The following is a 14,523-nucleotide window of genomic DNA, read 5'->3' as shown; positions in this document are numbered from 1 at the left end:
CGAGGCCCTCACCGGGCTCGCGGTGCGCATGCTCGCGGTGCGCACGGGCATCGAACCGGGCGTCAGCACCGGCCGGGCACCCGAGCCGACAGGTGGCCGGGCTTCGGTACCGCTACTCGCAGACGCGGGCGACCAGCGCGCAGGCGTCGTCCTCGCGCTCGGTGTCCCCGAACTCCTCCACCACCGCTCGTACGCACTCCCGTGCGGTCCGCGCCTCGCTGAAGCGCGGTGCGAGCTCCAGCAGCCGGGCCGCGCCCGAGCGCGTCGAGCTGTCGAACTCCACGCTGCGCGGGGCCAGTCCGTCGGTGTGCAGGACGAGCAGGTCCCCGGGCGCGAGCTGCTCGGTGCGCTGGCCGTAACGGACGCCGTCCATGGCGCCGAGCAGTACGCCCTCGGGCTGGTCGAGCATCCGGCCCCGTCCCTCACGGAAGAGCAGGGGGGCGGGGTGCCCGGCCTGCGCCCAGGTCAGGCGGCGGCTGCGCGGGTCGTAGTGGCAGCACAGCGCGCTGCCGAGCGCGGGCTGTGCCGCGCTGTCCAGGAGTTGGTTCAGATGTCCCATCAGCTTGCCCGGCTCGACGCCGGCCAGGGCGATACCGCGCACCGCGCCGAGCAGCATGGCCATGCCGGAGGTCGCCTCGACCCCGTGGCCGGTGAGGTCGCCGACCGTCAGCATCGAGCAGCCGTCGGGCAGTTCCATGGCGTCGTACCAGTCACCGCCGATCAGGGCGCTGGTGGCGGAGGGCAGGAAGTGCGCGGCGAGCTCGAGCGCGCCGCCCTCCTGGCGGGTGGCCGAGGGGTGCCGCATGGTCTCGCGCCAGGGAGGCAGTACAGCGGCCTGGAACTCGACCGCCACCCGGTGCTCGGTCTGGGCGAGGTGCCGGTCGCGGGCGTAGCTCTCCTGCGTCTCCAGCAGCGCCCGCTCGCTGCGCCGGATCTCGCTGACATCGCGCAGCACGCCCCACATCGCGACGGTGCCGCCGTCGGACGCCAGTACGGGCTCCGCGGACATGTGCACGGTGCGCACCCGGTCGTCGGTGCGCCGTATCCGGAACTCGCCGTCGACCGGCTTCGCGTCCACAAGGCAGTTGGTCACGGCCTCCATCAGCCAGGGCTGGTCCTCGGGGAGCAGCCAGGCGGGCAGCTCGTCGAGGGAGACCGGGCCCTTGGCGGGGTCGCGCCCGAAGATCGTGTAGAGCTCGGGCGACCAGCTCACCTCGTCGGTGCGCAGGTTCCACTCGGCGCTGCCCGCGCGGCAGGAGAGCGTACGGGGGCCGCCGTCCTCCGAGGGCTCGACGACCGCGATCTGGGGGGCGGGCGGCGCCTGGGCGCGCAGCGGCGGCAGGCCGTCGCGCAGCAGGCCCAAATGCTGGCCGAAGTCCTCGAGGTGGTGGACGGCGATCTCGCACAGTGCGCGCTGCCAGCGGTGCTCGGGTGTGCCGACGCCGTCGCTCGTGGCGGCGTTGGCGTTCCGCCGGACACTCTCCATGCCTCCGCGCAGTCTGCGCGCCTGGGAGATGAGGGTGTCCAGGGTGCCGTGCTCAGCGGGGGTTGCGGGACGTTCCGCGGAAGGCTGGGGCATGGCGTACTCCGAATTGAGCGGTCAGCGGTAACACATCGGTCAACCGGTTTCGGGTAACGACTCTTGCACAGCCTGCGACGGTCCGTAAGACGTTTGGCAATACCCGATACGGTGGTGCATCTGGCATATGCCTACGGCTGACCCTGGGGCATTCCTGCCCCTCGGTCCGGAACACCCCGAACGAGTTCCGCCGGACTCGGGCCGAGGTTGCCGCACCGGTAGGATTTCCGCCAGTCGTGCCCTCTGCCCGGCCCGTCGTCGGTGGTCTCTGCCACCGGCGTCAATCGGCCACCGCAGGGTCCGCATGGCGGAAATCCCGTTGCCAGCCCTCGACTCCGCACCGGATGCTGACCACTATGTTCGCCGAATACGTCGATCCAGACACAGCGCCCAGCGGCACGCTGCTCGGCCTGCTGCAGCGGGGCCGCGGTGACGGCACCCTGCACGCGCTGGCGGCACCCCGCGCCGAGGCGCTGGCCGCGCTCCACCACTGTCTGCTGCACGACCCACGGCGAGACTGGCAGCTCGAGAACCGCTCCCTCTACTACGCCCGCCTCCACCGCGACCTCCAGGCGGGGCCGGCCGAGCTGGAGGCCCACCTCTTCGCCCCCGCCGACCTCCTCGACCAGCGCGAGGAGCGCACCGGCCTCGCCCTCTCCGTGCTCGGGCACCTCACCTCCTACGGCGACACCCGCGCCCGCGACCTGCTGCGCCGCTACGCCGCCGTCGGCAGCAACTGGCAGTGGGCGCTCGACGAGTTGGCCGTACGGGACGACGACGCCGCCCTGCGTGCGCTCGGGCCCCGCACTCTGGAGCGTTTCCCCCGCACCCCCGAGGGCGACGCGCAGCTCGCCACCGCCCTGCGCGAGGCGTACGAGCCCCGGCCCTGGCGCCTGTGGGAGGAGGACGAGCGCCACCCCGAGCAGCGTGCCCGGCTCGCCGCGGTGCGCGAGACCCAGTCCTTCGACCGCTGGTCGCGGCAGCTGCGCACGCCGGGCCCGCGGCCCGGGTGGAGCGTCGGCGAAGTGCTCGACTGGGCCGGCCAGACACCTCACGACCCGTCGCCCCAGGCCGATCCGGGCCGGCTGCGGCGCGCACGCGAGGCGGCTGCGGCCCGCTGCCTGGGAGCCGTCGCCGGCCCCGAGGACCGCGCCGAGCTGCTGGCCGCAGCCGACCGAGGACCGGACGCGGCACGCGGTGCGGCGTTGCGCCACCTCGCCGAGCGGGACGACCCGGCCGTGCTCGACCTGATCGAGGCCGCCTGCCTGACCGCCCCCGCTGCCGTGGCCGAGGCCGCCCGCACCGCCTTCGCCCGGATGCGCGGTCCGGCCGCGCTCGGGCGCAGTCGCCGATGGGCCGAAGGCGAGGACGAACTCGCCACCGAGGCCGCCGTGATGCTCGCCCGCCGGGGCGGACCGCAGGACACCGCCCGGGTCCTCGGTGCGCTCCGCCGGATCGTGCAGACCGAGGGGCCGGACGCCCCCTGCCTGCCCGCGCTGGTCGACGGCGCCGCACGCCTGGCCATCGAGTGCGCCGCACCGGTGCTGCGCCACCTCTACCGGGAGACCGCCTCCTCGCAGTTGCGAGGGTGCACCGCTGCCGCGCTGGCCGCGACCGACCCGCAGTTCCCGGCCGGTTTCGCCGTGGAGTGCCTGTGGGACTGCGAGGAGAGCACCCGGGAGCTGGCCGCCCGCGTCGCCACCACCGGTGATGCGCGTGTGGTCGAGCGGTTGCGCCGGCTCGCCGCGGATCCCGCCGAGGAGGCGGGTGTGCAGAGCGCGATACGAGGTCGGCTGCGTCCCCACCCCAGCCACGGCTGACCCGGTCCGCCCGCGCCTTCGCACCCACCCGCTCCGTCCTGCCGCGGCGCCCGCGCTCCGGGTCCAACCGGAGCGCGGGCGCCGCCCTTTCGCGGCTCGGACGGTGCCGGTGCCCGCCCTGGCACGATGGCGGCATGACTGGACGCTGGGAGTTCTGGATCGACCGTGGCGGCACCTTCACCGACGTCGTGGGCAAACGCCCCGACGGCCGGCTGGTCACCGAGAAGCTGCTCTCGCACGATCCCGCGCGCTACCGGGACGCCGCCGTCGCGGGCATCCGCCGGATGCTCGCGGTGCCCGAGGGGCGGCCGGTTCCCGCGGAGCGCGTCGAGGTCGTCAAGATGGGCACGACGGTCGCCACCAACGCCCTGCTGGAGCGCAAGGGCGAGCCGACCCTGCTGGTGACCACCGCCGGCTTCCGCGACGCACTGCGCATCGCCTACCAGAATCGCCCCGCGCTCTTCGACCGCGAGATCGTGCTGCCCGGCGTCCTGTACGAGCAGGTGGTCGAGGTTCCCGAACGAGTGGGCGCCGACGGGCGGACAGTCCTCGAGCTGGACCGCGAATGTGCCGAGCGGCTGCTGCGCGAGGCATACGGCCGGGGCCTGCGCTCCGCGGCGATCGTACTGCTGCACGGCTATCGCCATCCCGAGCACGAGCGCGCACTGGCCGAGCTGGCGCGGACGATCGGCTTCACCCAGATCAGCGTCTCGCACGAGGTGAGCCCGCTGATCAAGCTGGTGCCGCGCGGGGACACCACCGTCGTCGACGCCTACCTCTCCCCGGTGCTGCGCCGCTATGTACGGGAGGTGGCGCGGGAGTTGGACGGCATCCGGCTGATGTTCATGCAGTCCGGCGGCGGACTGCGCGAGGCCGCCCACTTCCGTGGCCGGGACGCGGTGCTCTCCGGCCCGGCGGGCGGCGTGGTCGGCATGGTCCGCAGCTGCGCCGAGGCCGGGTACGACCGTGTCATCGGCTTCGACATGGGCGGCACCTCGACCGATGTCTCGCACTGTGCGGGCGAGTTGGAACGCACCTTCGACGCCACCGTCGCCGGGGTGCGGATGCGCGCGCCGATGATGGACATCCACACCGTCGCGGCCGGCGGCGGCTCGATCCTCCACTTCGACGGCGCCCGTTTCCGGGTCGGTCCCGACTCGGCGGGCGCGGACCCGGGCCCGGCCTGCTACCGCCGGGGCGGCCCGCTGACCGTCACCGACGCCAACCTGATGCTCGGACGGGTGCAGGCCGCCCACTTCCCCTCCGTCTTCGGTGAATCCGGCGACCTGCCGCTGGACCGCGAGACCGTCGCCGAGGGCTTCGGCTCGCTCGCAGAGCGGGTCGAAGCCCTCGGCGACGGCAGCCCGCGGCGCAGCCCCGAGGAGGTCGCGGCCGGCTTCCTCCAGATCGCGGTGCTCGGCATGGCCAACGCCGTCAAGAAGATCTCCGTCCAGCGCGGCCACGACGTGACCCGCTACGCGCTGGCCGGTTTCGGCGGCGCGGGCGGCCAGCACGTGTGCGCCGTCGCCGACGCGCTGGGGGTGGCCACCGTTGTCGTCCCGCCGCTGGCCGGGGTGCTCTCCGCCTACGGCATCGGGGTCGCCGACGCGACCGCGCTGCGCGAGCAGTCCGTCGAACGCCGCCTGACCGACGAGGAGTTCGGTCGGCTGCGCGAACTCGCCGAGGCGCTGGAGGTACGCACCCGCCGGGAACTGGCGGCCGACGGGGTGCCGGCGCACTCGGTGACCGCCACCGCGAGGGTCCATCTGCGCTACGAGGGCACCGACGCCGTACTCCCCGTGGCGCTCGCCGAAGTCGGCGCCATGGCCGGGGAGTTCGCCGCCCTCCATCGCGCCCGGTACGGGTTCACCATGGACAAGCCGCTGGTCGCCGCCACCGTGGTGGTCGAGGCCGCCGGAGCCGCGGGCGGCCACGCGCCGCACACCGCGGCCGGCGAACACGCGGGCGCCGTACCCGAACCCGCCGACCGGGTGCGGATGTACGCCGACGGCGCCTGGCGCGACGCCCCGCTGTACCGCCGGTCGGAAATCGCCGCCGGCGACACCGTCGAAGGCCCCGCGATCGTCGCGGAACCGGACTCCACCACCGTCCTCGACCCCGGCTGGCAGGGCCGTGCCGGTGAGGCCGGCCATCTGCTCCTGACCCGGGTGCGTCCCCGTGCGCGCGCCGCCGCGCTCGGCACCGAGGTCGACCCGGTGAAGCTGGAGGTCTTCAACAACCTCTTCATGGCGGTCGCCGAGCAGATGGGCGTCACGCTGGAGAACACCGCACACTCGGTCAACATCAAGGAGCGGCTGGACTTCTCCTGTGCCGTCTTCGACGCGGACGGCAATCTGATCGCCAACGCGCCGCACATCCCCGTGCACCTCGGCTCGATGGGGGAGTCGATCAAGGAGGTGCTGCGCCGCAACGAGGGCACGATGCGACCGGGCGACGTCTACGCCGTCAACGACCCGTACCACGGCGGCACCCACCTGCCCGACGTCACCGTGGTCACCCCGGTCTTCGACGAGGCCGGCGCCGGCCTGCTCTTCCTGGTCGCCTCGCGCGGCCACCACGCGGAGATCGGCGGACTCACCCCGGGCTCGATGCCCGCCTTCAGCCGGACCGTGCACGACGAGGGCATCCTCTTCGACAACTGGCCGCTGGTGCGCGACGGTTCGCTGCGCGAACAGGCCACCCGCGAGCTCCTCGCCTCCGGCCCCCACCCCTCGCGCAACCCCGACTCCAACCTCGCCGACCTGCGGGCCCAGATCGCCGCCAACGAGAAGGGCATCACCGAACTGCGCGCCATGATCGAGGAGTTCGGACCGGACGTCGTGCACGCCTACATGGGCCATGTGCAGGACAATGCCGAGGAGTCGGTGCGCCGCATCATCGCCGAGCTGCCCGACGGGCACTGCCGGTACGAGACCGACGGCGGTGCGGTGATCGAGGTGCGGGTCGCCGTGGACCGCGAACGGCGCACCGCCGCACTGGACTTCACCGGCACCTCCGCGCAGCGCGAGGACAACTTCAACGCGCCCCGGTCGGTCGTGATGGCCGCGGTCCTCTACGTCTTCCGCACCCTGGTCGCCGACGAGATCCCGCTCAACAGCGGCTGCCTGGTGCCGATCGACGTCGCGATTCCCGAAGGCTCCATGCTCGCCCCGCACTTCCCGGCCGCCACCGTCGCCGGCAACGTGGAGACCTCCCAGGCCGTGACCGGCGCGCTCTACGCCGCGCTCGCCGTTCAGGCCGAGGGGTCGGGCACGATGAACAACATCACCTTCGGCAACGACCGCGTGCAGTACTACGAGACGCTGGCCAGCGGTTCGGGCGCAGGCGAGGGCTTCGCCGGCACCGACGCCGTGCAGACCCACATGACCAACTCGCGCCTGACCGACCCCGAGGTCCTGGAGTGGCGATTCCCGGTACGGGTCGAGGAGTTCGCGGTGCGCACCGGCAGCGGCGGCGAGGGCCGTTGGCGCGGCGGCGACGGAGTGGTGCGCAGACTGCGCTTCCTGGAGCCGATGACGCTCGCGCTGCTCACCGGCCACCGCCGGGTGGCTCCGTACGGGATGGCCGGCGGCGCGCCGGGAAGCCTGGGGCACAACGCCCTCCAGCGGCGCGACGGCACCGTCACCGAGCTGCCGGGCGTCGCCTCCGCGCACGCGGCCGAGGGCGAGGTGCTGATCGTACGGACGCCAGGCGGCGGCGGATACGGGGCAGTTGAGCAATGACCCGCGTACGCGGCTCGCGGCGCGCGCACGCCGTTTCGGTCGATGTCACAGCGAGCGCCTAACCTGTCCGTCGTGACCACCGCACCATCCACCTCCCGTACGGGCAGGCCCCATCCGGCCCCCGGACCCGCGGCCGACGAGGGCCTCGCCCGTCGGCTGCGGGCGCTCGCCTGCACCGCTCCGCTGCACGACCTGGACGTCCGCAAAGCGAATCTGGCGGGGGAGTTCGGCAAGTACGCCATGGCCGAGGTGGCGCTGTCGGCGATCGACCTCGTCACGCTCCAGATGGACTTCGACACCGGCGCCGACCACGAGGAGATAGTGGCCAGGCTGCTGCCCCGGATCGCCGCCCAGGCGCCCGGCAGCCCCTCGGCCGAGCACGACCGCGTCGCCCGCTGGGTCCTGGAGAACCTGATCAACGTCGGCAGCGTGGACCGCGGCTTCCGCGCCGTCTACGGCACCTTCGGCCCGGACGGCCAGTACGTGCGCAGGGACTACGACTTCAAGCTCATCGAGGAGGTCCCCGGGCCCGGCGGCGGGGTCTGTCTGCGCACCACCGACGAAGCGGTCAACGTCCTGGTCGGCGCCCTGGACACGGACGTCACCAGCGCCCAGATCGCCGCCGAGGTCAAGCTGGAGGTGCTGGTCAACCGCGGGCGCCTGGCCGACGCCCAACTCGCCGCCGAGCAGGCGCGCTACCGCACCGTCCAGTACGCCGAGACCCTCCGTCGCACGCTGGACGCCACCCGCCGCAACGTACGCGCGGTGGACTGGCTGGAGACCGTGCCGGACATGATCACCGAGGCGCTGGACCACGTCGCCGACCGCTACCGCCACGAGAACGCCATCCTCACCAACATCCGGCGGGTGCGCGACGACACCAGCCACCAGGGCCACCAGGACACCCCGCAGCACCGCGCCCGCGCCGCCGAGCTCGTCGACATAGTCAAGGACTGCATCCGCCGCCACACCCAGCTCCAGTCGCGGCTGCTGGACGCCGGGCCCGTCTTCCGTGCCGAGCAGGACCGCCAGGCGTTCGCCCCGCCCACCGCGCACTCCGGCCTCGACCTGTACGGCCAGCTCCTCGCGCCCCTGCTCGGCGAGCCCGTCGAACGCGCCCAGCGCGTCACCGACGCGTTCTTCGCCCGCGGCACCGGGCTGCGCACCCCCTCCTCGGTGCGCCTGGGAGACCTGACCGACCTGCTGTTCACCCCGCCCGCCCCGCGCGAGCACCTGGGCGCGCAGATGCCCGAGCCCGACCTCATCGCCACCCCGGACGACAGCCGCTTCAGCGAGGAGCAGCTGGCCGCCGCCACCGAGCTGCTGGACCTGCCCGTCGACGCACCGCGCAGACTCTCCGGGCTCCTCGCCGAGGCCCGGCGCAGCGACCCCGAACTCCCGTACCTCGTCGCGCTGATGGCGGTGCACGCCGCCTCCCCGCCGGTGGGCACCGCCTACCGGCAGGGCGAGGAGAGCCTGCTCTTCGCGGTCGACGACGGCACCGAGCTTCAGGACCGGGAGTTCGGCGGTGCCGACCTCGTGGTCGGCACCGCCCGGCTCGCCGCCGCACAGATGGCCGCCGCCCGCAGCGAGACCCAGGGATGAGCCCCGACACGGTCCGCACCCACCGAAGCCCCCGCACGTCGGCCGTCCCGGCCCACCCAGATCCCAAGGAGTCCCGGCAGTGAGCGAGTACGGCACCGAGTCCCCGCAGAGCGCGGGCGCGGCGTCCGCGGCGCCCTCCGCACTCAGCCCGGCGGACGCGGCGGACGCGGCCAAGCTGGTCGCCTTCGGCCTGCAGCCCAAGCTGCTCCCGGCCCGGGACGCCGAGTACGCGGACATACTGCGCCGCTACCGCGAGGAGCCCGCCTTCGCCCGGGTCACCGACGCCGTCGCCACCGGGCTCGGGCTGATCGTCCTGGAGGTCTCCCAGCGCGCCGGCATGGTCGTCACCGCGGCCGAGGACTCCGTCTTCGCCGTCCGCATGGGCGACTACGCCCGCCGTGCGAGCACCGACTCCACCGACCGCTTCCTGCACGGGCTCGCACATCTGGCCGTCGCCGCCATGGCCTTCCCCAGGCCCGAGGACCTCGCCGACGACGGCTACATCGGCCGCATCACGGTCAACGGCGTCGACTCCTTCGTGCGCCAGGCCTGCCGCCGGCTGGAGGAGCGGTCCGCCGAGCAGGGCGAGAACACCGACCCCGGCAGTGACGCCCCCGGCCTGGAGGCCGCCTGGCGGGTGTACGCGCGCCGCAGCGCCACCGGCGCCACCAAGGACGCCCGGCGCCTGGCCGGTTCGACCACCGGCATCATCGGCAAGGCGGTCGCCTTCCTCACCGACTCGGGCTTCCTCCAGCGCACCGGGGACGACTCCGGCGGCACGTACCGCACCACCGCCCGCTACCAGCTCCAGGTCCGCGACATGGCAGGCAGCGCCGCCCTCAGCGAGCTGTTGGAGCTCGGCATCGTGCCGGTCAGCGACGGCACCGGCAGCCTGCTGCCGCCCGGCGTGGACGAGTTGGAGCTCGTCGAGGGGGCGGGGCTGCCGTTCCATCAGGACTCCGGTCAGGCGCTGCCCGCCCAGCGCCACGGCTGAGGCGGGCCCGCACCCGCCCCTGCCGCGGGCCGGCGGCAGGCCGTCGCCCCCTGCAGGCGCGGGATGCGCGGCCACCCGTATCCCGCTGCCCCGCACCCCGGCGCCGCCACCCGCTTCTCGCCGCCCCGCAGACATCCACCGACCCGCACCGCCCGCAACGAGAGTCCGCACCCCATGTACGAGCTGTCCCGCATCCGTCTCTACTCCATCGGCCCGGCCGGCGCGCGCTACGCCGACACGGTGCTCGACCTGCGGGGAGTCGGTGCGCCCGTGCCCGACCCCGCGCCCACCCAGGCGGACTTCTTCGAGGACGAGCCGACCGGCCCTCCCCGCCGCCCGGCGCCCGCCGGCGTGTTCTTCCTGGAGAACGGCGGAGGCAAGTCCGTACTGCTCAAGCTGATCTTCTCGGTGATGCTGCCCGGCCACCGCAACACACTGGGCGGTGCCAGCTCCGGCGTACTGCGCAAGTTCCTGCTCGCCGACGACTGCGGGCACGTCGCGCTGGAGTGGCAGCACACCCTCACCGGCGAGAGCGTCGTGGTGGGCAAGGTCAGCGAGTGGCGCGGGCGCCAGGTCTCCGGCGACCCGCGGAAGTTCGCCGAGGCCTGGTACAGCTTCCGGCCCGGCCCCGGCATGAATCTGGACTCGCTTCCGGTGGCCGAGTCGAGCGTGCTGCGCGGCGCCGCCGAAGGCGCCTCGGGCGCGCGCGGCAGACGCCGCACCATGAAGGGGTTCCGCGACGTCCTCACCGAGACCGGCAAGGCGTACCCCAACCTCGACGTGGTCTGGGAGGAGATCCACGACCGCTGGAAGGAGCACCTGGGCAACCTCGGACTGGACCCCGAACTCTTCCGCTACCAGCGGGAGATGAACGCGGACGAGGGCGAGGCCGCGGGCCTGTTCGCGGTCAAGAACGACGCCGACTTCACCGATCTGCTGCTGCGCGCGGTCACCGACACCCGCGACACCGACGGCCTTGCCGACCTCGTGCACGGCTTCGCCCACAAGCTCGGCCGCCGCGCCGAGCTCACCGCCGAACGCGACTTCACCGCCGGCTCGTTGGACCTGCTCAACCGGATCGCCGAGCACGCCGTCACCCGTGACCGCGCCAGGGCGGTGCACAGCGGGGCGGAGGAGCGCACCCGCGGCCTGGCCTCCCGCATCGCCGCCCGCGCCCGCCAGGAGCGGGAGCGCTCCGGCGAGTTCGCCGACCGGGTCTCCGACAGCGCCGAAGCCGTCACCAGGGCCGAGGGCGCCCGCGCCCAGGCCGCCCAGGTGGCCGCCGAAATCGCCTACCGCCACGCCTCGTTGGCGCTCGCCGCCGCCGAGAAGTCCGCTGCCGCGGGCAAGCGCGAGCTCTCCGACGCCCGTACACTCCACGCCGCCTGGCAGGCCGCCGAGGTCGTACTCCGCCACCGCGCCGCCGCCGACCGCTCGGCCAGGGTCGCCGAAGCCATCCAGGAGGCGGAGCGCGACGCGGCACCCGCCCTCGCCGCCCGCGCCAAGGCAGCACTGCGTCTGGTCGCCGCGCTGCACGGCGCCGCAGCGGAGAGCGAAGAGGCCGCGAGCACCGGCGAGGAGCGCTCCCGCGCGCTCCAGGAAGCAGCCGAGACGGCGCACCGCGACGCCACCGCTGCCGCCACCGCCGCCCAACGCGCCCGCAGCGAACGCGAGTACCTCCAGCAGCGCCTGACCGAGCTGGAGGAGGAGACCACCGAAGCCGTACGCGCCGGATGGCTGGCCGAGGCCGAGGCCAAGGGCGACCCCGCCCGCGCCGCGCTCGCCGCCCAGGACGCCGGTAGCCGGGCATCGGCCGCCTGGGAGGAGGCCCGCGCCGCCGCGACCGAAGCCACGGCCCAGGACCAGCAGTGCGCCGCCGAGTCGGGCCGGGCGGAGCTGGCTGCCGCCCGGGCCGCGGATGCCGCGCAGAGTACGCAGGCCGCCCACCGCGTGGAGCGGGAGGCCGCCGCGCTGCTCGGAGCGGAGCCGCGCCTGGTCGAACTGCTCGGGGCCGAGCAGGCGTTGGAGGCCGAGGAGGTCGACCGGTACGCCGACGAGCTCACCGAGCTGCTGGAGGGCCGGATCGGCGACGCCGAGCGCAGGCTCTTCGACCTGCGCACGGCAGCCGCGGACGACTCCCGCATCCTCGGCGCCCTCGGCGACGGCGGACTGCTGCCCCCGGGCCGCGATGTGCTCGCCACGGTGGAGTTCCTCGCCGAGCACGGCATCCCCGCCCTTCCCGGCTGGCGCTATCTGGCCCAGTCGGTCGACCCCGCGCGTCACGCCGACGTGCTGGCCGCCAGGCCCGAGCTGGTCGACGGGGTGGTCATCACCGATGAGGCCGGCCACGGCCGTGCCAGGGAGGCGCTGGAGCAGGCCGCACTGCTGCCCCGCTCGGCAGTGGCGGTCGGCACCCCCGCCGCGCTGCTGGCGCCCGTCGCCGACCGGGACGGCTCCGTCTTCCTGGTACCGCCGAACCCGGCGATGCACGACGAACACGCCGCCGACGGCGAGCGCGACAGCCTGCGCGAGCGCGCGGTCGGCCGTGACGAGGACATCCGGCGCGTTGCCTCCCGGCTCTCCGGCGACCGTGCCCTCGCCGCGCGCCTCGGCGCCTGGCGCGACGGCTGCGCCACCGGCCGCCTCGGCGAGCTGGCGCTCGCGGCCGAGGCCGCACAGGAGGCGGCCGACACCGCCGTCGACCACCACCAGCAGACCGTCACCGCCTCCGCGGAGGCTCGCGCCCGCGCCGCCGAGTGCACGACCCTGCGGGACAGCCGCCAGGAGGAGGCGCAGCAGGCCCGCCGCCGCGCCGACGCCCTCGCCGGCCTCTCCGGACGGCTGCGCGAACGCGCCCGCTGGCAGGGGATACTGCGCGAACTGGCGGCGGACCAGGCCGAGCAGGAGCAGCGCGCCGCCACCTGCCTGGAGGCTGCCCGGGCCTCGGACGAGGACCGCAGGGCGGCCCAGCGCGGCGCGGACGACGCCCGCCGCACCGCCCGTGCGCTGCGCGCCGAGCGGGCCGAGATCGCCGGCGTGCCCGAGGACGTCGCGCCGCAGGAGGAGAGCGGCGACGCCCGTACCGCCGTCTCGCTGCCCGCGCTGCGCGAGGCGTACCGCAGCGCCTCCCAGCTGTACGAGAAGGTCGGCGTCGGCGCCGACCTGCGGGCCGAGCAGGCCCGCGCCGAGGGGGACGAGTCCGCCGCGTTGGCCGAGTTGGACCGGCTGACCAACAAGGTCCGCACCCGCGCCGCCGTACTGCTGGACTCCGCCGACGGCGCCGACGGGCCCTCCCGGCAGGCCGCCGCCTCCCGTGCGGAGGAGCTGGTCGCCCTGCTGGAGGCCCGTGCCTCCACCGCCAGCGAGCAGCTCGGCCGGCTGCGCGGCGATGCCGAGCGCCTCGCGCCCACCACCGGCACCGCCCACACCGAGCTCGCCGCTGAGCAGACACCCGCCGACGCCGAGTCCGCCCAGCGCCTGCTGCGCGGCGCCAAGCAGGAACTCGCCGCGCGCACCGAGGCGTTGGAGACCGCCCGGTCCGCGCACGAGGAGGCGACGGTGGCACACCGCGGCTCCCAGGACGCCACCGCCGCATTCGAGGAGACCGCCGCGCTGCTGCGCGATCTGCTGCGGGATCCGTCCGCCGGCGAGAGCGAAGACCAGCCCGAGCGGAGCCCGTACGAGGGTTCCCCCGCGGAGGCGCGCCACTCCGCGGGGGAGACGCGGCGCTCGTTGCGCGGTTGCGCCGCCGACCTGTCCACCGCCGAGACCGCGCTGCGCGAGTCCTGCGACGTGCTGGTCCGGCACGCCAACTCCACCCGTTTCGAGCAGGTGCGCACGCCTGCCAGGGCGCAGATCCGGGAGCTGCCCGCCTCCGCGCTGCCCGAGCACGCCGCCGCCTGGGCCGAGGCGTTCGCCCCGCGGCTTCGGGTGCTCACCGACGAGCTCACCCAGCTGGAGCGCAACCGCGACAGCATCGTCGACCGGCTCCGCGGCCTGGTCGAGGCCGCCCTGGCGACCCTGCGCTCGGCACAGCGGCTGTCCCGGCTGCCCGAGGGGCTGGGGGAGTGGTCGGGCCAGGAGTTCCTGCGCATCCGCTTCGAGGACCCCGACCAGGCCACGCTCGCCGAGCGGCTGGGCGAGGTCATCGACGACGCCACCCAGGTCGCGGTGCGCCGCAACAGCGATCTGCGCCGGGACGGAATGACGCTGTTGCTGGGCGGGGTGCACGCGGCGCTGGAGCCGCGCGGGGTGTCGGTGGAGATCCTCAAGCCCGACGCGGTGCTGCGTGCCGAGCGGGTCTCCGTCGGTCAGATGGGGGACGTCTTCTCCGGCGGCCAGCTGCTCACCGCCGCGATCGCGCTGTACTGCACGATGGCGGCGCTGCGCAGCAACGACCGCGGTCGGGACCGCCACCGCTTCGCCGGAACGCTGTTCCTGGACAATCCGATCGGCCGGGCGAACGCCACGTATCTGCTGGAGCTCCAGCGTGCGGTCGCCGATGCGCTCGGCGTCCAACTCATCTACACCACCGGCCTGTTCGACACGACGGCGCTCGCCGAGTTCCCGCTCGTGGTGCGGCTGCGCAACGACGCGGACCTGCGCGCGGGGCTGAAGTACATCAGCGTCGAGGAGCATCTGCGCCCCGGACTGCCGCAGCCGGACCCGGACTCGCAGTTGGTGCACGGCGAGATCACCGCGACGCGGATGTTCCGCAGGCCGCCGGAGCAGGCGCAGAAGACGGAGGCGACGGCCAAGAGCAGCTGAGCGCGCGCGTGCCTG

Annotated in this window: 6 protein-coding genes; 5 read left to right on the top strand and 1 reads right to left on the bottom strand. The window is 74.4% G+C overall.

Annotation, left to right across the window (positions count from 1 at the left end; genetic code table 11):
• Positions 1–112: 112 nt before the first annotated feature.
• Entirely contained in the window at positions 113–1,579 is a 1,467-nt protein-coding gene (locus JGS22_RS21610; RefSeq protein ID WP_211039636.1) for a PP2C family protein-serine/threonine phosphatase, read from the bottom strand.
• A 356-nt stretch (positions 1,580–1,935) separates the two neighbouring features.
• Between JGS22_RS21610 and JGS22_RS21605 the strand changes: the two genes are divergently transcribed.
• The 5 genes from JGS22_RS21605 to JGS22_RS21585 all read left to right on the top strand — a co-directional run bounded on the left by JGS22_RS21605 (position 1,936) and on the right by JGS22_RS21585 (position 14,508).
• Positions 1,936–3,399 (top strand): HEAT repeat domain-containing protein, encoded by a 1,464-nt coding sequence (locus JGS22_RS21605; RefSeq protein WP_211039649.1) that lies wholly within the window; start codon positions 1,936–1,938, stop codon positions 3,397–3,399.
• Positions 3,400–3,533: 134 nt separating this feature from the next.
• Positions 3,534–7,142 carry a hydantoinase B/oxoprolinase family protein gene (locus tag JGS22_RS21600; protein WP_211039637.1) on the top strand — a complete coding sequence of 1,203 codons (3,609 nt, stop codon included), beginning with the start codon at positions 3,534–3,536 and terminating at the stop codon, positions 7,140–7,142.
• 42 nt (positions 7,143–7,184) lie between these two features.
• The gene (locus JGS22_RS21595) at positions 7,185–8,747 is read left to right on the top strand and encodes a hypothetical protein (protein ID WP_211039638.1); all 1,563 of its coding nucleotides are present in this window, start codon (positions 7,185–7,187) and stop codon (positions 8,745–8,747) included.
• Between the two features lie 79 nt (positions 8,748–8,826).
• Positions 8,827–9,741, top strand: a complete 915-nt coding sequence (locus tag JGS22_RS21590; RefSeq protein ID WP_211039639.1) for a hypothetical protein — start codon at positions 8,827–8,829, stop codon at positions 9,739–9,741.
• Positions 9,742–9,915: 174 nt separating this feature from the next.
• Entirely contained in the window at positions 9,916–14,508 is a 4,593-nt protein-coding gene (locus JGS22_RS21585) for a hypothetical protein (protein WP_211039640.1), read from the top strand.
• The last annotated feature ends 15 nt before the right edge of the window (positions 14,509–14,523 follow it).

Source organism: Streptomyces tardus (assembly GCF_018101125.2).
GTDB lineage: Bacteria > Actinomycetota > Actinomycetes > Streptomycetales > Streptomycetaceae > Streptomyces > Streptomyces tardus.
This window is presented reverse-complemented; position numbering and strand designations above follow the sequence as displayed.